The 17,251-nt window shown below is 68.4% G+C and carries 22 protein-coding genes; 5 read left to right on the top strand and 17 right to left on the bottom strand.

Annotated features, from left to right (window positions below; all coding sequences use genetic code 11):
- Window positions 1-20: 20 nt before the first annotated feature.
- The 5 genes from IQ210_RS45680 to IQ210_RS45660 form a co-directional block, all read right to left on the bottom strand.
- Window positions 21-629 (bottom strand): TetR/AcrR family transcriptional regulator, encoded by a 609-nt coding sequence (locus tag IQ210_RS45680; RefSeq protein WP_194085161.1) that lies wholly within the window; start codon window positions 627-629, stop codon window positions 21-23.
- Window positions 626-2,815, bottom strand: coding sequence for a phosphotransferase family protein (locus IQ210_RS45675; protein ID WP_194085160.1), 2,190 nt, complete (start codon window positions 2,813-2,815; stop codon window positions 626-628). Before IQ210_RS45675 ends, IQ210_RS45680 begins: the two co-directional genes overlap by 4 nt.
- Before the next feature lie 241 nt (window positions 2,816-3,056).
- Window positions 3,057-3,929: a GntR family transcriptional regulator gene (locus IQ210_RS45670; protein ID WP_194085159.1), complete on the bottom strand. Its 873-nt coding sequence runs from the start codon at window positions 3,927-3,929 to the stop codon at window positions 3,057-3,059.
- 202 nt (window positions 3,930-4,131) lie between these two features.
- A complete protein-coding gene (locus IQ210_RS45665; RefSeq protein WP_322658539.1) occupies window positions 4,132-4,857 on the bottom strand; it encodes an HAD family hydrolase in 726 nt (241 codons plus the stop codon).
- A gap of 29 nt (window positions 4,858-4,886) precedes the next feature.
- The gene (locus IQ210_RS45660; protein WP_194085157.1) at window positions 4,887-5,765 is read right to left on the bottom strand and encodes a GntR family transcriptional regulator; all 879 of its coding nucleotides are present in this window, start codon (window positions 5,763-5,765) and stop codon (window positions 4,887-4,889) included.
- A gap of 214 nt (window positions 5,766-5,979) precedes the next feature.
- Between IQ210_RS45660 and IQ210_RS45655 the strand changes: the two genes are divergently transcribed.
- Complete coding sequence (locus IQ210_RS45655) at window positions 5,980-6,168, top strand: hypothetical protein (RefSeq protein WP_194085156.1); 189 nt, start codon at window positions 5,980-5,982, stop codon at window positions 6,166-6,168.
- A gap of 35 nt (window positions 6,169-6,203) precedes the next feature.
- Here the strand turns inward: IQ210_RS45655 and IQ210_RS45650 are convergent, their stop codons facing one another.
- Complete coding sequence (locus IQ210_RS45650) at window positions 6,204-7,070, bottom strand: winged helix-turn-helix domain-containing protein (RefSeq protein WP_194085203.1); 867 nt, start codon at window positions 7,068-7,070, stop codon at window positions 6,204-6,206.
- Window positions 7,071-7,300: 230 nt separating this feature from the next.
- Here IQ210_RS45650 and IQ210_RS45645 point away from each other — a divergent pair, with 230 nt between their 5' ends.
- On the top strand, window positions 7,301-7,483 hold the full coding sequence (locus IQ210_RS45645) for a hypothetical protein (protein WP_194085202.1): 183 nt from the start codon (window positions 7,301-7,303) through the stop codon (window positions 7,481-7,483).
- Window positions 7,484-7,675: 192 nt separating this feature from the next.
- Here the strand turns inward: IQ210_RS45645 and IQ210_RS45640 are convergent, their stop codons facing one another.
- Together IQ210_RS45640 and IQ210_RS45635 are read right to left on the bottom strand one after the other, a co-directional pair.
- On the bottom strand, window positions 7,676-8,932 hold the full coding sequence (locus IQ210_RS45640) for a GNAT family N-acetyltransferase (RefSeq protein ID WP_194085155.1): 1,257 nt from the start codon (window positions 8,930-8,932) through the stop codon (window positions 7,676-7,678).
- Window positions 8,933-9,008: 76 nt separating this feature from the next.
- Window positions 9,009-9,611, bottom strand: coding sequence for an RsiG family protein (locus tag IQ210_RS45635; RefSeq protein WP_194085154.1), 603 nt, complete (start codon window positions 9,609-9,611; stop codon window positions 9,009-9,011).
- Between the two features lie 158 nt (window positions 9,612-9,769).
- Between IQ210_RS45635 and dtd the strand changes: the two genes are divergently transcribed.
- Complete coding sequence (dtd, locus tag IQ210_RS45630; protein ID WP_194085153.1) at window positions 9,770-10,195, top strand: D-aminoacyl-tRNA deacylase; 426 nt, start codon at window positions 9,770-9,772, stop codon at window positions 10,193-10,195.
- 487 nt (window positions 10,196-10,682) lie between these two features.
- Window positions 10,683-10,904 (top strand): hypothetical protein, encoded by a 222-nt coding sequence (locus tag IQ210_RS45625; RefSeq protein ID WP_194085152.1) that lies wholly within the window; start codon window positions 10,683-10,685, stop codon window positions 10,902-10,904.
- A 10-nt stretch (window positions 10,905-10,914) separates the two neighbouring features.
- Here the strand turns inward: IQ210_RS45625 and ygfZ are convergent, their stop codons facing one another.
- From ygfZ to IQ210_RS45595, 6 genes are all read right to left on the bottom strand, one after another.
- The gene (gene ygfZ, locus IQ210_RS45620) at window positions 10,915-11,880 is read right to left on the bottom strand and encodes a CAF17-like 4Fe-4S cluster assembly/insertion protein YgfZ (RefSeq protein WP_194085151.1); all 966 of its coding nucleotides are present in this window, start codon (window positions 11,878-11,880) and stop codon (window positions 10,915-10,917) included.
- A 10-nt stretch (window positions 11,881-11,890) separates the two neighbouring features.
- The gene (locus IQ210_RS45615; protein ID WP_194085150.1) at window positions 11,891-12,328 is read right to left on the bottom strand and encodes a Fur family transcriptional regulator; all 438 of its coding nucleotides are present in this window, start codon (window positions 12,326-12,328) and stop codon (window positions 11,891-11,893) included.
- Window positions 12,329-12,360: 32 nt separating this feature from the next.
- Window positions 12,361-12,936, bottom strand: coding sequence for an FABP family protein (locus tag IQ210_RS45610; RefSeq protein WP_059195780.1), 576 nt, complete (start codon window positions 12,934-12,936; stop codon window positions 12,361-12,363).
- 240 nt (window positions 12,937-13,176) lie between these two features.
- Window positions 13,177-14,055 (bottom strand): hypothetical protein, encoded by an 879-nt coding sequence (locus IQ210_RS45605; RefSeq protein WP_228049616.1) that lies wholly within the window; start codon window positions 14,053-14,055, stop codon window positions 13,177-13,179.
- On the bottom strand, window positions 14,052-14,897 hold the full coding sequence (locus IQ210_RS45600) for a hypothetical protein (protein WP_322658533.1): 846 nt from the start codon (window positions 14,895-14,897) through the stop codon (window positions 14,052-14,054). Before IQ210_RS45600 ends, IQ210_RS45605 begins: the two co-directional genes overlap by 4 nt.
- Window positions 14,894-15,604, bottom strand: coding sequence for a hypothetical protein (locus IQ210_RS45595; protein ID WP_194085149.1), 711 nt, complete (start codon window positions 15,602-15,604; stop codon window positions 14,894-14,896). The genes IQ210_RS45600 and IQ210_RS45595 overlap by 4 nt, the downstream gene beginning before the upstream one ends.
- Before the next feature lie 178 nt (window positions 15,605-15,782).
- Here IQ210_RS45595 and IQ210_RS45590 point away from each other — a divergent pair, with 178 nt between their 5' ends.
- Window positions 15,783-16,145, top strand: coding sequence for a DsrE family protein (locus tag IQ210_RS45590; RefSeq protein WP_194085148.1), 363 nt, complete (start codon window positions 15,783-15,785; stop codon window positions 16,143-16,145).
- Between the two features lie 4 nt (window positions 16,146-16,149).
- On the opposite strand, the gene IQ210_RS45585 is transcribed toward IQ210_RS45590, so the two are convergent.
- From IQ210_RS45585 to IQ210_RS45575, 3 genes are all read right to left on the bottom strand, one after another.
- Window positions 16,150-16,527, bottom strand: a complete 378-nt coding sequence (locus IQ210_RS45585) for a VOC family protein (RefSeq protein ID WP_194085147.1) — start codon at window positions 16,525-16,527, stop codon at window positions 16,150-16,152.
- 10 nt (window positions 16,528-16,537) lie between these two features.
- Window positions 16,538-16,798, bottom strand: a complete 261-nt coding sequence (locus IQ210_RS45580) for a DUF3099 domain-containing protein (RefSeq protein WP_059195775.1) — start codon at window positions 16,796-16,798, stop codon at window positions 16,538-16,540.
- Window positions 16,799-16,871: 73 nt separating this feature from the next.
- A complete protein-coding gene (locus tag IQ210_RS45575) occupies window positions 16,872-17,159 on the bottom strand; it encodes a DUF1416 domain-containing protein (RefSeq protein WP_007382995.1) in 288 nt (95 codons plus the stop codon).
- Window positions 17,160-17,251: the final 92 nt, after the last annotated feature.

Below are 17,251 nucleotides of genomic sequence, written 5' to 3'. Positions count from 1 at the left end.
TTTTTACCGAGCCTCAGGCGTCACGAGTACTGCGGCAGGGCTGCCTCCAGCAGATCGAAGGCCCGCTCGGCATCACGGAGGGCTACGGCCCGCACCTCGACGACGGGCTCGCCGGCCCCGATCCGCCGCCAGTTCTCCTGAGCGAGGATGCGCCGCACGGCGACGATCTGCCCGGCGGCCAGCCGCGCGTCCAGGTCACCACCGAGGGCTACGGCGAGGGCCTCCTCGGAACGTTCGAGGTGGATGTGCAGACGGGCGACGAGAGCGGGCGTTCCGTAGAGGAGGTCGTAGAAGGCGCGGACAGCGGGATGATCATTGACCCCGGTGATGGGATCCCCCTGTTCGACCCCGTCCAGGAAGTTCCGCCGCAGCGACCCGAGCGGCGCCCCTTGCCCCTCCCGAACCACCCGCGCGGCCTCGTCCTCGTGGTCGGCGATGCGGTGGAAGACGAGGTCTTCCTTCGCGGGGAAGTAGCGGAAGAGGGTGGGCTTGGAGATGTCGGCTGCGGCGGCGATCTCGGCCACTGAGACTGCGCCGTAGCCCCTTTCGAGGAAGAGGCGGATCGCGATCTCGGAGACGGTCTCGTACATCCGCTGTTTTTTGCGGGCGCGCAGGCCGGGGGTGGTCATGGGGTGAGGGTACGGGGGCCTCGCTTGACGAGCGTGCGGGCGAGGTAGGGGTTGTGCATCCAGCGCAGGGGCAGCCCGAGGGACGCTGTCGCCGCCTTCAAGGTCATCGAGTAGGAGTCGACGGCCCGGCGGACGTTGGGGGCGTCCAAGCTGGCACCAGTAACCAGGCGGTCGAGGTCGATGTACGCCGAGCGCACAATCTCGATCCAGCGGTAGACGCCCCAGTCGCGCCGCCAGCCCTCGGTGTATTCGGGGGCCAGTTGGAGAGCCCAACGGGTGAACATCCGCTCGCGGATCTCCGGTCGGGTGGGAGTGAGGTGCATGTGCCGGACCAGGTCGTAGAGCGGGTCGCCTACGACGGCCATCTCCCAGTCGATGATGGTCAGTGCCTTCTTGTCCTGGCGGCGCACCAGATTCCAGGGGTTGAGGTCGCCGTGCAGCAGGGCCGGCTTGCGGTCACCCACCTGGTGACGGGCGAGGATCTGGCGCAGGCGATAGGCGTCCGGCAGTCCCAGGAGCCGGGCGAGCTGCTGGGAATCCTTCGGCAAGTCAGCAACCAGGAGCACCAGTTGCTCGCTCAGCGCCTTGTAGAAGGACCCCTTCCCCGCAGCCGGGTCCAGTTCTTCGTAGCCCACCTTGGTCAGGGCGCACAGCTGGTCGACGAGCGCGTTCGCCTCGTGCGGCAGCAGCCCCTGAACGGGGTGGTTCGGCGGCTGGTCCGGGCTGGTCGGGCCCTCATAGGTGTGAATGGCGAAGGGTTCCCCCTGATAGCTCGTGCCCAGCGCCAGAAACCTCGGGACCGCCACCTGGGCACCCGACCGCTCGATGGTGCGCAGTACGGCGTGCTCGCTGAGGAACCCGCGCTCACGCCGGTCGACGTTCGGCACCTTGCGCCGCACCACCACGGGGAACCCCACCCCGGACACATGCACGATCGTGTTCAGGTGTCCGGTGCCCTTGAGCACCCGGCTGGCTGGCGCCGCGCCCTCCGCGCGCAATGCCTCGTCCACGGCCGTGTGAGGAAAGTCAGGGTGTTCGGGGAATCGGGGGTCCCACGACCACTTGTCGATCTTGGCGATCGGGCCGCGACCGCCGTTCCTCGCAGCCAGCCATCGGAACAGGATCCGCTCGATCTCCTGCTCGTCGGGAACACTGCCGAGTCCGAGCGGTCCGGCGGCCGCTGCCAGCGCGCGGGCCACCTGCCCCTTGGCCGCGTCCAGGGTCTTCTGATCGGGAGTGTCCTGCAGCGACTGCGCCGCCCGCATCACATCCGGGTAGACCGATTGCGCCCGCTCGAAGTCCACGTAGTGCGGCAGGTCTTTCGTCAGGCCCTTCACCGCCGCCGGACGGACCCGGCGCATGGCGGCCGCCCAGGCGTCGATGACCTCGCCCCACTGATACGCCGGGTACTGCATGCGCACCAGATGGGTGGCGAGGTCGTGCAGGGGATCGCCGTACGTCGCCAGTTCCCAGTCGACGCAGATGAGGGGCGGCTCACCGGCGTACGACATGATCAGGTTGTCGCGGTGCAGATCGGCGTGGAGCAGACTGAATGGCCGACGGGACATGGCCGGCACCCGCTCCGACAGCCGGAGCATGGCGTTCTCCGGGATGCCCAGGGCCGCGAACAGGCCACCGAAAGCAGACCAATTGGGCTGCCGGATCTGCCGGTCGGCCATCAGCGTCAGTGACCGCAGGAATGCTTGGCTGTCCGTGTGGTTGCCGGGCCAGCCGGACGGCAGATCCGGCAACGCACTTCTGCGTACCTGGGTCATCTGGGCCAGCAGGTCGGCCAGCGCGCGAATGAGCAAGGTGTCGACAGGCTTGCCGTTGCTGCACACTTTGGAGAGCGGCACACCCTCCACATAGCTGTGGATCGCAAAAGTGTCGCCCTTGTAGAGGCACTGCGGGACGTGGGGCAGCACTCCCTGGATGGCGTCGAGGATCTCCGCCTCATCCGCCCAGGTCCGGATGACCACCGGGAGCGCCTCCACCCGCCGGACCCGTACGGTCACAGGCGTCCCGACGTCGCGCCCGGTCAACCGGGCGGCATGCCCTGTCAAGGGCAGTACGAAGTTCTTGTTGTGATGCCCGCTGGTCGCCTGCCCCTTCTGCTCGGCCAGACTGACGAACGCCTCGACCGCGCGTTCCCGTGGAGGGGTGTCTAGAAGAGGCGGTGCGCCCACAGGCCACACTCCGGATCGTTCGCGCGACAGACGACAGGCACGGCAACACTAATTGCCGGTTTTAACAGGCACGACCGGAGCCTGACTGGAGTAGCCATAACGAGTGGTTTTGCCACCTATCGTTCGGCAGGCCGTGCGAGATTGGCTCTTTGCCACGTCCATACGCGCGGAACAGAGCGATTGCTCAGCGGTGCGGGAATGTTAGCGCACCGAACCATGCGCCCCGGTCACCGTTCGGCCGCTATTCGGAGAGCCGGTTCCACACCGAGTCGAACCACACCCGCATGTTGTCCACGAAGATCGATCCCTGCGAGTCCGGGTCCTCATCCCTCACATGGCGAGTCAGCGTCGCACTGAGCCCGAGGACGTCCAGTGCAGTGACCACCTCTCCACTGGGCAGCGGAATCTGACGCTCAATCACGTTGTACATACCATGGAGCAGCTCGACGCCATTGACGACGTAGAGCTTGAACGCCGGGGGGAGTGAAGTGTGCCTGATGTCGAAACTGACGGACGGCACCAGTTGCTCGGTCTGCAGGTCATTGAGCAACCCGCGCAGCGAATCCGTGTGCCGGCGGCTGATGGCCCGCAGCCGTTCCTGCAGACGCAGATCTTCCTTGTCGCCCTTCACACGCGGATACGGCAGCGCCAGCTCGGTGTCCGGCAGCAGCAGCCGCAGAGCGATGTGCTCAGGGGAGATCTCGCCGGCATGGATGCGTTCTACCTGAAGGAGCAGATGCGCGCTCAGCGACTCGGCCGACAAGGTGTAGACGTCCAGCGTGACTTGAGGCTTCTCGAATGCCGGTCCCAATACGTCACTCAGTGTCACTCCGTGGCGCCCTCGGGTCTCCTTGGCCACCGAAGGCCGGGAGCTCAGCACCTTGATCACCCGGGACCCGCTGCCCTGCCGGGACGCGATCCAACCCTCGTCGGCCAGCTCTCGCAGCGCACGCTGAATGGTGTCCCGCGAGACGACGAACTCCTGGGTGAGCTCCCTTTGCGGTGGCAGGTAGGACCCCACCACGTACGTCCCGTCGATCATCCGGGCGCGCAGCGCATCGGCGACTCGCTGGAACTCCTTGCCGCCGCTCTCACCGTTCTCCCGTGCGCCCACGCCTCGACCGTACCGCCTGCCGTCCACCGGCAAACCAATCTCCAGTCAATTGCACGACTTGACTGGACAGTTGGTTAAGGGATCACCGCAACCGGGCAAACCACCTTCAAGTCAATCAGCCCAATTGGCAGGCGAGTTGAGGCATTGACTGCAGAAGTGGAAGGGAGGTGGGCTGGGATGCCCCTGTTACGCTCCGGCCGACTCAGACCCGCCCCAACAACACATCCCGCACCACATCCAGCGAGTTGACCACCACCAAGGCCCCCGCCTCCCGCAACAACCGCTCCTTACGCCCGTTACGCGCGTAGCCCAGGAACGGGACGCCGGCGCTCCGCGCGGCCAGGTAGTCCGACGGGGTGTCGCCGATCATCAAAGCGGCCGAAGGGGCCGCGCCCATCGCGTTCAGGGCGTGGTTGAGGCAGTGCGGGTGGGGTTTGAGGTGGTGGAGGTTCTGGGTGCGGCCGTAAATGTGGGGGTGGAAGCACGCGGTCAGACCCCGTCCGGCCAAGTACTTGCGCACCACCCGCGGGGAGTTGTTCGTCGCTATCGCCAGGCGTGAGCCCACCGCGGACCACGTCCGGATCAGCGGGTCGGCGTACATCGTCGGCATCGCCGACGTCGCGGCGTGCAGTTCTTCCTGGGTGAGACGTTCCTCCAACTCCGCCACCAGATCGCTGCCGGGGTGGCGGAGGTCGACGGCACGCAGGACCACGTGGGGGTCGAGGGACTTGCGCTCCTCCTCGGTCACCAGGCCGTGCAGGCCGCGGCTCTCCAGCCACTCGACCAGTTCCGCGGCCACCCGCTCCGCCGAGTGCCCCGCGAACAGGCGGCAGATCGGGCCGTCGAAGTCCCACAGCACGACTCGGGCGTGCCTGATCAGCTCCCGGAGGTCCAGTGCTTCAGGATCGTTCTCTGTCTCTGCTGTCACCGAATCAGTCTGCGCCGTATCAGAAGTCACTAGGAGAGTGTCAGGTCCGTCGTGATGGTTTCCCAGAGGGCGTCGAACCACTTCTGGGATTCCTCCACGAACGCCGCGTCCCGCTGGCTGGCCGCCTTGACGAAGGAGAACAGGACGGACTGGGAGCCCAGGGCGTCGTACATCTCCAGGGTCTGGCTCTCGTACTCCTCCTCGCGCTTTTCGAGCATGTAGTAGCCGAGCAGCACTTCCTCGCCGTTGAGCAGGTACATCTTCACCGGCGGGGTGAAGGGCAGCGCGCGGAAGGTGATGCGGACGTCGATGCCGTGGGTGGAGCGGACGGCGTTGAGGTTGTACTTCAGGACGTGGGCCTGGGCGTTGCGCATCTCCAGCCAGCGCTGGTGGACCGGGTCCTCCTCGCCGTCGCGGTCGACCAGCACCGGGAAGGCGAGGTTGATGTCCCGGGACGGCAGCAGGACGCGGAACTCGATGGTCTCGGGGCGGATTCTGCCCTCGTGGATGCGGCGCAGGGACTCGCCGAGCGCCAGCATCAGGGTCTCGGAGGTGTGGCTGACCACGTCCACGCGCACGTGCGGCGCCGCGAACGCCTCCGTCAGGCGCGGGGCCAGCCCGACCATCGTCGGCTGCGGGGCACCGCGCACCGGGGCCGGCTCCGCGATCCGCGGTGGGCTGCCCTTGCTCACGTTGCTGAGGAGGCCGTCCTCCTGGAGTGCGCGCAGGGCCTGGCGGACGGTGCCGCGTTCGACGTTGAACTCCTCGGCCAGTTCGGCCTGGGTGGGCAGGCGGTCGCCCGCCTTGAGGTCGCCGGAGCGGATTCGGTCCCGGAGGATGTCGGCGATCTCCTGGGGCGAGAGCTTTCTGCTGCCGTTCACTGCCACGTTCTCCTGGGTCACGACCAAACGCTACAACTCGCGCCCATCTTTGGGGAGTTGCTTGGGAGTTGTTTCAGAGTAGGTACCAAGTGGGGACAACTACAGCAGAGATGGTTGCCAACTTCTCCAAGTTGGCGGAAGTTTTGCTTCCTTGTTCGCCTTCTTGTTCGCCACCATCCCGCACAGCCCCCCACATCCGCTCGCCCCGGATGCCCGCCTCACGCCCTAAGGGGGAACCACCGTGCCTGCCATCTATCTCCTCTCCGCCATCTTCGTCGTCGGCGTCGAGCAGACCGTCCAATGGAAGTACGGCGCTGCCGGCATCCTCGGACTCCTGCTCCTCAGCGTCGGCCTCAAGGCCAAGAACCCGGCTCTCAGCTCCATCGGCGCCGTGGTGCTCGCGCTCCTCGTCTCGGGGCAGGCCCTATGAAGAGGAACAGCCCGGATCCACCTCTGTGGGAGACCTCAGCTCGAGAGCGTCAGCTCCGAACTGATCGTCTCCCACAGTGCGTTGAACCACAGGTGGGACTGCTCGACGAAGGTGGTGTCCCGCAGCCCGGCCCCCTGCTCGAAGGCGAACAGCATCGACTGGGTGCCCTCCGCGTCGTACATCACCAGGTGCTCGTGGTCGATCTCCTCCTCGCGCTTGGTGAGCGTGTAGTAGGCGAAGAGTGCTTCCGTGTTGTTGAGCAGGTACAGCTTCACCGGCGGGGTGAAGGGCAGGGCGCGGAAGGTGACCTTGACGTCGATGCCGTGGGTGGCGCGCAGGGCGTGGAGGTTGTGCTGGAGCACCTGACCCTGGGCGTTGCGCTGGGACAGCCAGCGGCGCTGCACCCTGCCGTCCGTGGAGGGGTCCACGGGGATCGGGAAGGCGAGGTCGATGTCCCGGCTCGGCAGCAGGATGCGGACGTCGACCTTGGCCGGTTTCAGCCGTCCGGCGTGGATCTGGCGCAGCGGTTCGGCGAGGGCGAGGTTGAAGGAGACCGACGTCAGGCACAGGGCGTCGATCTCCACGTGCGGTGCGGCGAAGGCGGCGGCGACGCGCGGCGCGAGGGCGACCATCGTCGGCAGCGGCGGGGCTCCGGGGCCGGTCAGCGCGCTGCCGAGGTCCGGGGCGACCGTCGCGGGGCTGCCCTTGGAGACATTGGTGAGCAGTCGCTCCGACTGCAGGATGCGCAGGGCCTGCCGTACGGCGCCACGCTCCACCCCGAACTCGTACGCCAGCCTGGCCTGGGTGGGCATGCGCTGACCCGGCCGCAGCTCACCGGACCGGATACGGGAACGCAGCTCGTCCGCCACCTCACGAGGAGACTTCTGTGACCGCTGCGCCATCTCCAGCCCATCGACAGAGGCGGGTTTCGGGTCCACGACCAAACACTACAACTTCCCGCCATCTTTGGGCAGTTCGCGGAAAGGTGGTTATGAGCCGCATCCAAGCGGAGATAAGTACAGTGAAGTTGGTCGCCAACTTTCAGAACATGGTCAAGCTTCAAGGGGGTTGGCGCCAGCAGGCCGTGCACGACACCGAGCACGACACCATGCTTCGTCCAGGGGGGATCGTCATGCCGTTCGCCATCGCCGTCGCCGCCCTCGCCATCGGATTCGAGCAGCTCGTCCAGTGGAAGTGGGGGCCGATGGGCATCATCGCCTTCCTCCTGCTCACGGTCGGCGTCAAGGCCAAGAACACCATGGTCGGCGGCCTCGGAGCGGCGATCCTCGTGATGCTGCTCGCCCAGTCCGGCTGACCGGACCGCCCACGTCCGAGGTCAGTCCGGCCGATCGGGCTCCCTTCCGGAGGGGAGCCGGGAGCCTGATCGGTCAGCAGAAGACAGCACAGTCACAACTCAACACCGACAACTGAACACGGATGGATCGCACAGCCACAACTGAACAGTCACAGCTACGGATTCGTCCTCGTCGTCCAGCGGAAGGAGCACTCAGAACATGTCCGGGCACCACGGTCGCCTGGACGTACGCAGCAGGGCGTCGGCCACCTTGGCGGCGCCCGCTCGTTCTTCCCGGACCCGGCCGAGCGCCGCGAGCCGTACGGCGGACTCGTCGCCCAGCCACAGCGCCGCCAAGTCGGCGACGTCCAGGGTGAGTTCGGGGCTGGCGCCGGTCGGCGTGCAGGAAGCGCCGTCCGCCGCCGCCTCCAGCCGGTAACGCCCACCGGCCGGCCCGGCCGCGTCGGCCACCTCCAGGACGAGGGCGCCCTCCCCGTCGTACGCACGCGCCTCCAGAGCCCGTACGACGTCCAGCAGCCGCACCCACAACCAGTCCGCCTGTGCTGTGGTGGCCTTCGCCGCCCGCGGGTTGGGGAGGTGGAGCGGGAGCAGGTCGTCGGGGGCGCGCCAGCCGGTCTTCACCTGGGTGACCCAGTCGATGGAGCAGAGGTAGTGCCACAGGGCGCGTTCGGCGGCGGGGGTCGTCGCGATCAGCCACTTCACCTGGGCCGTGTCGTGCGGCTGCTTGTCGTGCCAGCTGTCGTCGCAGACGTACGACACCAGGCCCTCGGGCTCGCCGGACGGGGAGCGGTACAGGGCGTAGAAGGGCTCGGTCCACGGGGTGCGGTCCAGGTGGACGACGCCCGTGTTGACCTGCCACCAGCGGTCGTCGCGGCTGACCGCGCCGGGCTGGGCGCGGCGGAGGCGGTCGTGCAGGTCGGGGCCGAGCTTGCGGACGTCCTCGCCGTCGACGAGGTCGACACGGCCGCCGTCGTCCGGGGCGGACCAGCGGGGGTCGAGGCCGGCGCGGGGGACGTCGACCGTCCACTCGGTCATCGATGTGGCGGGGCCGAAGCCGTAGCGGCCGTAGATCTGGTACTCGGCGGCGATGAGGGTGGCGGCGACGTCTCCGCGCTCCCTCGCGGCGGCGAGGTCCTGGGTCATCATGCGGGTCAGGAGGCCGCGGCGGCGGTGGGTGGCGGTGACGGCGACGTTCGAGATGGCGTCGACGGGGACCTGGTTGCCGCCGGGGACGGTGAGCTGCTGGTCGAAGGAGCGGTACGTCGCCACGCAGCGGCCCGCGTCGAAGGCGCCCTGGGTGCGGTGGGCGAGGAGGTAGCCGGTGCGGGAGTCGATCTCCTCCTGGGTGGGGCTGGGGCTGCGCAGGAAGCCGGTGTGCAGGGCGCGGATCCAGTCGGGGATGTCGGCGGCGGTGATGGGGCGGACGTCGATGGCGGGGCGGGTGGTCATGGGGTCACGGTAGGACGGTGGTGGGTGCAGGCCCCAACGTTTTTCGCCCCCGCCGCCCCTGACCGGGAGGTCCCCCTCACATCAGCAGGTCGTCGACCTGGGCCTCGCCCTCCCGGTACCGGCGTGCGATCTCCCCGCTGCACTCGTCCGTCGTGTGCTGGAGGCGTTGGCGGCGGCGGGAGACCTGCTGTTCGTAGCGGACGAGGCGGCCCATCGCGGCGTTCAGCTCGGCGTCCGTGCGGGCCGCGAGGTCGGAGAGTTCGACCTCGGCGAGCATGTCGGCGGCCAGGCGGCGGTACTCCTCGTTGTGCGGGGTGCCCAGGGTGACGTGGCGGGCGGAGGAGCGCTGGCGGGCCGGGGCGTCCGTGAGGATCTCCGAGAGGCGTTCCACCACCGAGCCCTCGCCCGCCGGGGAGCGCCGCGCCAGCTCCGCGCGCAGGATGTCGATACGGCCCTGGAGCAGCCGCCGTACATAACTGAGGTCCGCCTCGTCGCGCTGGGCGTCCCGGCGCACCGTGCGCAGCTCGGGCAGGCTCAGGACGGCCAGGTCGGGCTCGGGCGGGTCCGCGGGCAGGCCGGGCGCGGACGGCGGTGCCGGTGCGGGTGCCTCCGTCCGCTGCGTGGGCGGCCGGAAGGCGGACCCGGGCGGCTGTGGCTGCTCGGTACTCGGTGTGCTCATGTGCCTCTACCGTCCCCTCGACCGGCGTGTGTGAGCATCGTGCCACCCCAAGTGGCCGCTATGTGACCGAGTGCCCCCGAACGGCCCAGATGGGGGGTTAAGGATCATTCAGAAGCCCCCGGTCCGGCGCCCTTTCCGCGCACGGCATCATGGGGGCCATGCGTGCAGTGGTACAGCGGGTCGACGGCGCGAGCGTCGTGGTCGACGGCGAGACGGTCGGGGAGATCAGCGGCGAAGGGCTCTGTGTCCTCGTCGGGGTGACGCACGAGGACACCAAGGAGAAGGCGGCCCAACTCGCCCGCAAACTCTGGTCGATCCGCATGCTGCACGACGAGCGCTCGTGCAGCGACATCGACGCCCCCCTGCTGGTCATCAGCCAGTTCACCCTGTACGGCGACGCCCGCAAAGGCCGCCGCCCCACCTGGAACGCCGCCGCCCCCGGCGACATCGCCGAGCCCCTGGTCGAGGAGGTCGTCACCCAACTCCGCACCCTCGGCGCCACGGTGGCCACGGGCCGCTTCGGCGCCCAGATGCGGGTGTCCCTGACGAACGACGGCCCAGTCACGGTCCTGTTGGAGATCTGAGCCGCCAACCAGTCCAGCACCGGCTGACTGCCGCTGCCGGGTTGAAGGGGTTGAAGGGAAGGTGTCTGTTCGTTGTTTACGAGCAGGTGCCAAGTGGGCACAACTTGGGAGAGTTGGCAGTCCAATTGGTCTGTGTGACCGCTCAGCCATCCGAACGCCCTTCTCCCTGTCAGCCCAGGTGAGCCCGGTTCTCGGGGCAGCGGACACCGACTCGCGGGGCTCGTGACAGCGGGCCCCCTCGACAGCGGCGGACCCCGCCGGGGCGAAGACCCCGGCGGGGTCCCCGTCGTACTTTCCCTACCGCAGACGCAGGAGCAGCGCCCCCTGCGCCTTCCTGCCCCAAATCCCGTATATCCGGGGTGTGTTGGCCTCCCCGGCCGCTGGGAATCTCTCGGAGCACGGAACATCACGGAATATGCGGCTGTCACCGCGTCGTCCGTGGTCCCCCATCACCTGGGCTGACGTGATCGACGAAGGGAGAAGCGGCATGGAACACCACCCGCCCACAGGACAGGACCCGGGCGGCCCCGGCATCGCACGGATTCCGATGTCGAACGCGATCACGGCGGTGATCATCGCGGTCGCGGCACTGGCCGCCGGCATCACCGTGCTGATGCTGACGCCTGGAGTGCTGGAGGGTCTGGGCAGCGCCGTGACGATCACCGGCGGGGGCTTCACGCTCGCTGCGAAGATCGCCGTACCGCGCTGACCCACACCGGTTACGGCTCGACCACGACCTCCTGGGCCGCCGCCGTCTCCCCCGCCACCAGCGGTGCGTCCAGGGGCACGTTTCGCTTCACCAGGGCCAGCGCCACCGGACCCAGCTCGTGGTGTCGTACGGACGTCGTGACGAAACCGATCTTGCGGCCGTCCGGGCCGTCGGCGGCCACGCGGATGTCCGTGCCGGCCGGCGGGAGGTGGACCTCGCTGCCGTCCAGGTGCAGGAAGACCAGGCGGCGCGGGGGCTTGCCCAGGTTCTGGACGCGGGCCACCGTCTCCTGGCCGCGGTAGCAGCCCTTCTGAAGGTGGACCGCGGTGCCGATCCAGCCCAGCTCGTGCGGGATGGTGCGGTGGTCGGTCTCGAAGCCGAGGCGGGGGCGGTGCTGCTCGACGCGCAGGGCCTCGTAGGCGAGGAGGCCCACTGCGGGGCCCGTCTTCGCCGCGTACGACTCCAGGTCCTCGCGCGGGAGGAACAGGTCGCGGCCGTACGCCGTCTCGCGGACCACCACGCCCTCCGGGACCTCGGCGATCGAGCCCGCCGGGAGGTGGACGACCGCGATGTCCGCGGTGCGGTCCGTGACCTCGACGCGGTAGAAGAACTTCATCGACTCCAGGTAGGCCAGCAGCGCCTCCTGGGTGCCGGGCTCGATGTGGGCCCAGACCGTGGTGCCGTCGTCGACCAGGTACAGGGCGTGCTCGATGTGGCCGTTCGCGGAGAGGATCAGCGCCTCGGTGGCCTCGCCCGCCGGCAGCTCGCTGACGTGCTGCGTGAGCAGCAGATGCAGCCAGCTCAGCCGGTCGTCGCCGGTGACGGCGATGACCCCGCGGTGCGAGAGGTCGACGAATCCGGTGCCCTCGGCGAGGGCGCGCTGCTCGCGGAACAGGTCGCCGTAGTGGGCGGCGACACCTTCGTCCACGCCTTCGCCGGGGACGGCGCCGGGCAGGGACAGCAGAGGGCTCTTCATATGCACAAGCCTACGACTCGGTAGTTGAAGCCTTGAGGGAACAGTCCTTGCAGCGGCCGAAGATCGCGAAGTGCTTCATGTCCGTCTCGAAACCGAAGGTCGAGCGCAGCTTCGCGGTGAACTCCGCCGCCACCTTGATGTCCGCCTCGATGACGTTCTGGCAGTCGCGGCAGACCAGGTGGATGTGGTGATGGCGGTCGGCGAGGTGGTACGTCGGCGCGCCGTGCCCGAGGTGGGCGTGGCTGACCAGGCCCAGCTCCTCCAGGAGCTCGAGCGTGCGGTACACGGTGGAAATGTTGACCCCCGACGCCGTCTTCTTCACTTCCGTGAGGATGTCGTCGGGGGTCGCGTGCTCCAGGGTGTCCACGGCTTCGAGGACAAGCTGGCGCTGCGGCGTCAGTCGGTAACCGCGCTGCCTGAGGTCGCTCTTCCAGTCGGTGCTCACCACACCGGAAAGTCTATGACCACTCGGCGGAAGGCCTACTTGAAGAACGCGATTCCGTCGTCCGGCATATCGTCCGGCAGGGCCTTCGCCCAGCGCTCGACGTCCTCCGGGGTGACGACCTTCTTCAGATGCGCCGACATGTAGGGGCGCAGCTCGACCTCGGGGGTCTGCTTCTCGCCGACCCACATCAGGTCGCTGTTGACATAGCCGTACAGGCGCTTGCCGCCGCTGTACGGGCCGGAGGCCGCCGTCCGCGCGACCGCGTCCGTGACCAGGTCGATCTGCGGCTTCTGCTTGGCCAGCTCGCCGTACCAGATCTCGACGACACCGTCGTCGCGGACCATCGTGACCTCGACCTTGCGGTCGGCGTCGACGCGCCAGAAGCCGTGCTCGGACTCCAGCGGACGGACCTTGTTCCCGTCGTTGTCCAGGACCCAGGTGTGGGACTGGTACTCCAGGAAGTCACGGCCGTCGTGGCTGAAGGTGACCTCCTGCCCGAAGTTGCACTTCTCGGAGCCGGGGAAGTCGTGCACACCCGCGCCTGCCCAGTTGCCGAGCAGGAAGACGAGGGGGACGAGGTCCTTGTGGAGGTCGGACGGGATCTCGATCATGAGCTTCTACAGTTCCTAGCTTCGGGTCAGCGCTGGCCCTGGTACAGCTTCTTCACCGTCAGCCCGGCGAAGGCGAGGACGCCGACGCAGACCAGGACGAGCAGGGCTTCGAAGAATGCCTCAAGCACGGGGTGCTCCTTGCTGAGCGGTTATGGGCGGTACTAGAGCCGGGCCCCAGCTTAGTCGGCCGGGGCCCGCCCTTCTCTGCGAGGTACGCCTCAGCGCCTGTGGACCCGGGCGTCAGCCCAGCAGCTGGCTCTGGAGCACCACCGTCTGCTGGAACGGCACGGCCGCCGCCCCGCCCTTCTTCGACTGCACGACAAGACCGAGGACGTCCCCGGAGACCAGGTACGCCTCCCGCACATGCTCCGCCCCGTACGGCTCGGCCTCGCCGTACGCGTAGTGCCGTACGTTCTCCACCTCGGCCTTCTCCGGGAACTTCTCGTCGATGTGCACCTCGGAGGCGCCCTTCAGGGCGAACTGCGGGGCGTCGTAACCGGTGAAGCTGTTCTCCTGGAGGGAGTCGACGACCCGCGCCGTCTCGAACTGGAGCAGGTAGATCCGGGTGTGCGTGCCGTCCGCCGCGGTCCAGCCACGGGCGGCGACGTGCCGCAGCCCCTGGTCGGTCAGGAGCTGGCCGATGGCGTCCCGGTCGTCCTTGTCCTCGTACACCGCGAGGAAGTCCTTCTTCGCCAGCCAGCCGTCCTCGCCGTCCAGCGCCTTGTCGGTCTTGGCGCCCTCGGGCGCGGGCAGGAGCAGCTCGCGCAGGTCGGCGTAGTGGGAGTTGGCCGCGTTCGCCTTGTCGAAGGGCGCGGGACTGCCCGAGGGCAGCGGCGGCTTGACGATCGCCGGGTACTCCCAGCGCCCGTCCGACTCGGTCGCGAGTCCCGGTACGTCCGTCCGCTCCATCCGCGTGATCCCGTACGCCGTCCCGGCCCCGGCCGCGGCGAACACCACGACGGCGGCGGTCCAGCGCAGGACGGCACGCAGGACACGGCGGTCCTTCTTGACGGGCGAGGCGTCTTCGGTGACCGGCGTTCCGGTCTCCGTGATCTCGGTGATCTCGGTGACCTCGGTGACCTCGGTGATCTCCCCGATCGGCTGCTGCTCGGTGGTCATACGGCCTTCCCCGGGTCGTCGATGCGGTCGAGCTGGGCGGCGAGGAACGTGGAGATCCCCTCCTTGTCCATGGGGGCGACGCCGGACGCCTCGACGTCGACGAGGACGTCCCCCACGTAGGCGGAGCAGTACATCCAGTCGATCTTCTCGTCCTTGTCCTTGGGCGACAGGAAGCACTTGGCGTTCTTGTGGCCCTTGATCTTCGGGCCCTTGCGGAAGATGTCGAGGGCCTCGAAGAACTCGATCTGGGACGTCGAGCTGTTGCGAACGGCGGCCTGGCTCTCCATCTGCGTCAGGGTGACGCTGACGGCGGACACCTTGTCGTCGTAGACCGCGTAGCCGTCGGCGTTGAGGTAGCTGCGCATGGCGACGCCCTTGATGCGCTGCTTGTCGATCCGCTTCTCCAGCTGCCGCCGGTCGGCGGGCGGGAGCCCCTTGAGCGATTCCTTGCGCAGGGCGGTGGCCTGCCGGCCGCTGAGCTCGGCGTCGGCACCGAACTCGTCGATGTCGGGGCCCTGGGCGAACCCGTCCGCCTCGTACGGCATCAGCATCCCGCGCAGCCCCTTCGCCTCCGCGGCGTCCTTTTCCGCGGCGGCCTTCGGGAACTGCCAGCTCGGCTTCCCGGGGTCCCGGTCGGCGTCCTGGACGGTCACGACGGTGTAGCCGGTGCCACCGACGACGGCGCCGAGGAGGAGGACGGAGCCGGTGAGGGTGGCGATACGGCGACGGGGGAAGCGCTTCTTCTTCACGGGCTCGGGACTTTCCAGAAGCTCGGGATTCTGGGCGGTCTCGGCGGTCTCGGGGTTCTCGGGGTTCTCAGGGTTCTCGGGGTTCTCGCTCACAGCCGCCCCATCTGCCGCTTGGCCAGGTCCATGATCTTCTTCTTGGTAATGGGCTTGGAATCGAAGACCCAGACGGTCACGGCGATGTCACCGCGCGTGGCCAGCGCCTCGGCCGTGTACAGCGGCAGATAGCCGGGCTTCCGGTCGGGCGAGTGATGCACGTACACCCAGCCGTCGCCGGTCCCGGGGATCGGCCAGCTGTCGGTGTCGGACTCGTCGCCGGCGTAGCTCTGCTCGTTGCTGGTGGACTGCTCGGCCGTCAGGCCCCGCACCTGGCGGAACTGCACGAGCTGGACGACGACGCTGGAGTTCCCGCTCTCCCGCCAGCCGATGACGGCGGCGCGACGGAACTCGTCGGTGGCGAGGTTGCCGAAGGCGGTCGCCGGCTTGTCGAAGTTGTCCGCGTACTCGGCCAGGTCCATCCAGCCGTTGGTCATGTAATCGGCGGCTCGCGCCCCCTTGGGCTTCTTCAGCAGCAGCTTGCGCAGATCACCGTCGATCTTGACGTGCCGGTCCTGCGCGGCGGACAGCGGCTCGACCTCGCCCTTGGCCTGCTTGACGACCGGCTGCGACAGCGGCGGCAGCGCGGTGGGCTCGCGGTTCGCCTGTACGACGAACCCGGTGCAGGTGCCGGCGACGACACCGAGCACGGCGGCCACGGCGACGAGCAGCGTGGTACGGCCGCGCCGCCGCGCCGGACGGGCCACTTCCGGCGTTTCTGGCGCTTGTGACGCTTCCGGCACCTCGTCAGGTACCGGGTTTTCCTGAACTTCGGGTACTTCCAAGACGTCCCCCCACAGAACGTGAAGTGCACATTCCATATGTGCGCACAGGAGACTCATGGCCTGCGACCTGGGTTGTAGCCGCGTTGATTACGATTCAGCCATGGCGAAGAAGCTCGTGATCAAGGTGACGGCGGGGGCCGATGCTCCCGAACGCTGCTCGCAGGCGTTCACGGTGGCGGCGGTGGCCGTGGCCAGTGGTGTCGAGGTCTCCCTGTGGCTGACCGGCGAGTCCGCGTGGTTCGCGCTGCCGGGCCGGGCCGCCGAGTTCGAGCTGCCGCACGCGGCCCCCCTCCCCGACCTGATCGAGTCGGTCCTGGCCGGCGGCACCCTGACCCTGTGCACCCAGTGCGCGGCCCGCCGGGACATCACGGAGAAGGACGTCATCGAGGGCGTACGGATCGCGGGCGCGCAGGTGTTCGTACAGGAAGCCCTCGCAGACGAGACACAGGCGCTCGTCTACTAGACCTCTAGACCTCCGGCGTCCACAGGCAGAACGGATGCCCCGCCGGGTCGAAGAGCACCCGTACGTCGTCCTGGGCCTGGTACTCGGCGAGCCGCGCCCCCTCGGCCACCGCCCGCGCGGTCTCGGCCGCCAGGTCGTCGACCTCGATGTCGAGGTGCAGCATCATCTGCTGCTCGCCGGGCTCGCGGTCGGGCCAGCGGGGCGGCACGTACGCGGGCTCGGTCTGGAAGGCGAGCCCCACGCCTCCGCCGGGCGGCCCGATGAGCACCCAGTCGGCCTCGTCCTCACGGACCACGAATCCGAGCAGGCGCTGATAGAAGTCGGCGAGCTGATGGGCGTCCGGTGCGTCGAGTACGACGGTCGACAACCTCGTGGGCGACATGGGCCCCTTCCTACTGCCGCCGCTTCTTCCCGTCCAGCTCGTCCCACCACTCGTCGGACTTGGGATCGCCGGAGGGGTCGTCCCACCACCGGTCGTCGGGCCCGCGCCGGTTGGCGACCATCGCGGCGACCGGCGGGATCAGCATGGCGACCACGCACATCCCCACGGCGACCGGGATCGACCACAGCCGCACGACGCCCCACGCCAGGACGAAGAGCCCGACACAGGTGCCCATCATGGCGAAATAGACGTGCCGTCGACGCGCCAGCATGTGTCCAGGGTAGGCCTGGACATGGCGAAGGGCCGTACCCGAAGAGGTACGGCCCTTCGTGCGACACAGTCCGTCAGACGGCGATCGCGACCTCGGCGAGGCCGCCCTGCTGGGCGACGACGGTACGGTCGGCGGTTCCGCCCGGCACCAGCGCGCGGACGGTCCAGGTGCCCTCGGCCGCGTAGAAGCGGAACTGGCCCGTCGCGGAGGTGGGGACCTCGGCGGTGAACTCGCCGGTCGAGTCCAGGAGGCGGACGTAGCCCACCACAGGCTCGCCGTCACGCGTCACCTGGCCCTGGATGGTGGTCTCACCGGGCTTGATCGTCGAGGCGTCGGGGCCGCCGGCCTTCGCTCCACACATGTCTTTCTCCAGATTCAGAAGGTCTGACCGGAAGGAAGGCCGGTCGGGGTGGGACTGGGGTTGCTTACTTGTTGGCGCCGAGCTCGATCGGA

It is taken from the genome of Streptomyces justiciae (assembly GCF_015163075.1).
Taxonomy (GTDB): domain Bacteria; phylum Actinomycetota; class Actinomycetes; order Streptomycetales; family Streptomycetaceae; genus Streptomyces; species Streptomyces justiciae.
This window is presented reverse-complemented; position numbering and strand designations above follow the sequence as displayed.

Coding starts and splice junctions, on each gene's coding strand:
- IQ210_RS45645 (WP_194085202.1), top strand. CDS start 7,301: ATGCCGTTCGCCATCGCCGTCGCCGCCCTCGCCATCGGATTCGAGCAG.
- IQ210_RS45635 (WP_194085154.1), bottom strand. CDS start 9,611: ATGAGCACACCGAGTACCGAGCAGCCACAGCCGCCCGGGTCCGCCTTC.
- IQ210_RS45650 (WP_194085203.1), bottom strand. CDS start 7,070: ATGGCGCAGCGGTCACAGAAGTCTCCTCGTGAGGTGGCGGACGAGCTG.
- IQ210_RS45640 (WP_194085155.1), bottom strand. CDS start 8,932: ATGACCACCCGCCCCGCCATCGACGTCCGCCCCATCACCGCCGCCGAC.
- IQ210_RS45605 (WP_228049616.1), bottom strand. CDS start 14,055: ATGACCACCGAGCAGCAGCCGATCGGGGAGATCACCGAGGTCACCGAG.
- IQ210_RS45575 (WP_007382995.1), bottom strand. CDS start 17,159: ATGTGTGGAGCGAAGGCCGGCGGCCCCGACGCCTCGACGATCAAGCCC.
- ygfZ (WP_194085151.1), bottom strand. CDS start 11,880: ATGAAGAGCCCTCTGCTGTCCCTGCCCGGCGCCGTCCCCGGCGAAGGC.
- IQ210_RS45585 (WP_194085147.1), bottom strand. CDS start 16,527: ATGTCGCCCACGAGGTTGTCGACCGTCGTACTCGACGCACCGGACGCC.
- IQ210_RS45625 (WP_194085152.1), top strand. CDS start 10,683: ATGGAACACCACCCGCCCACAGGACAGGACCCGGGCGGCCCCGGCATC.
- IQ210_RS45610 (WP_059195780.1), bottom strand. CDS start 12,936: ATGATCGAGATCCCGTCCGACCTCCACAAGGACCTCGTCCCCCTCGTC.
- IQ210_RS45580 (WP_059195775.1), bottom strand. CDS start 16,798: ATGCTGGCGCGTCGACGGCACGTCTATTTCGCCATGATGGGCACCTGT.
- IQ210_RS45680 (WP_194085161.1), bottom strand. CDS start 629: ATGACCACCCCCGGCCTGCGCGCCCGCAAAAAACAGCGGATGTACGAG.
- dtd (WP_194085153.1), top strand. CDS start 9,770: ATGCGTGCAGTGGTACAGCGGGTCGACGGCGCGAGCGTCGTGGTCGAC.
- IQ210_RS45590 (WP_194085148.1), top strand. CDS start 15,783: ATGGCGAAGAAGCTCGTGATCAAGGTGACGGCGGGGGCCGATGCTCCC.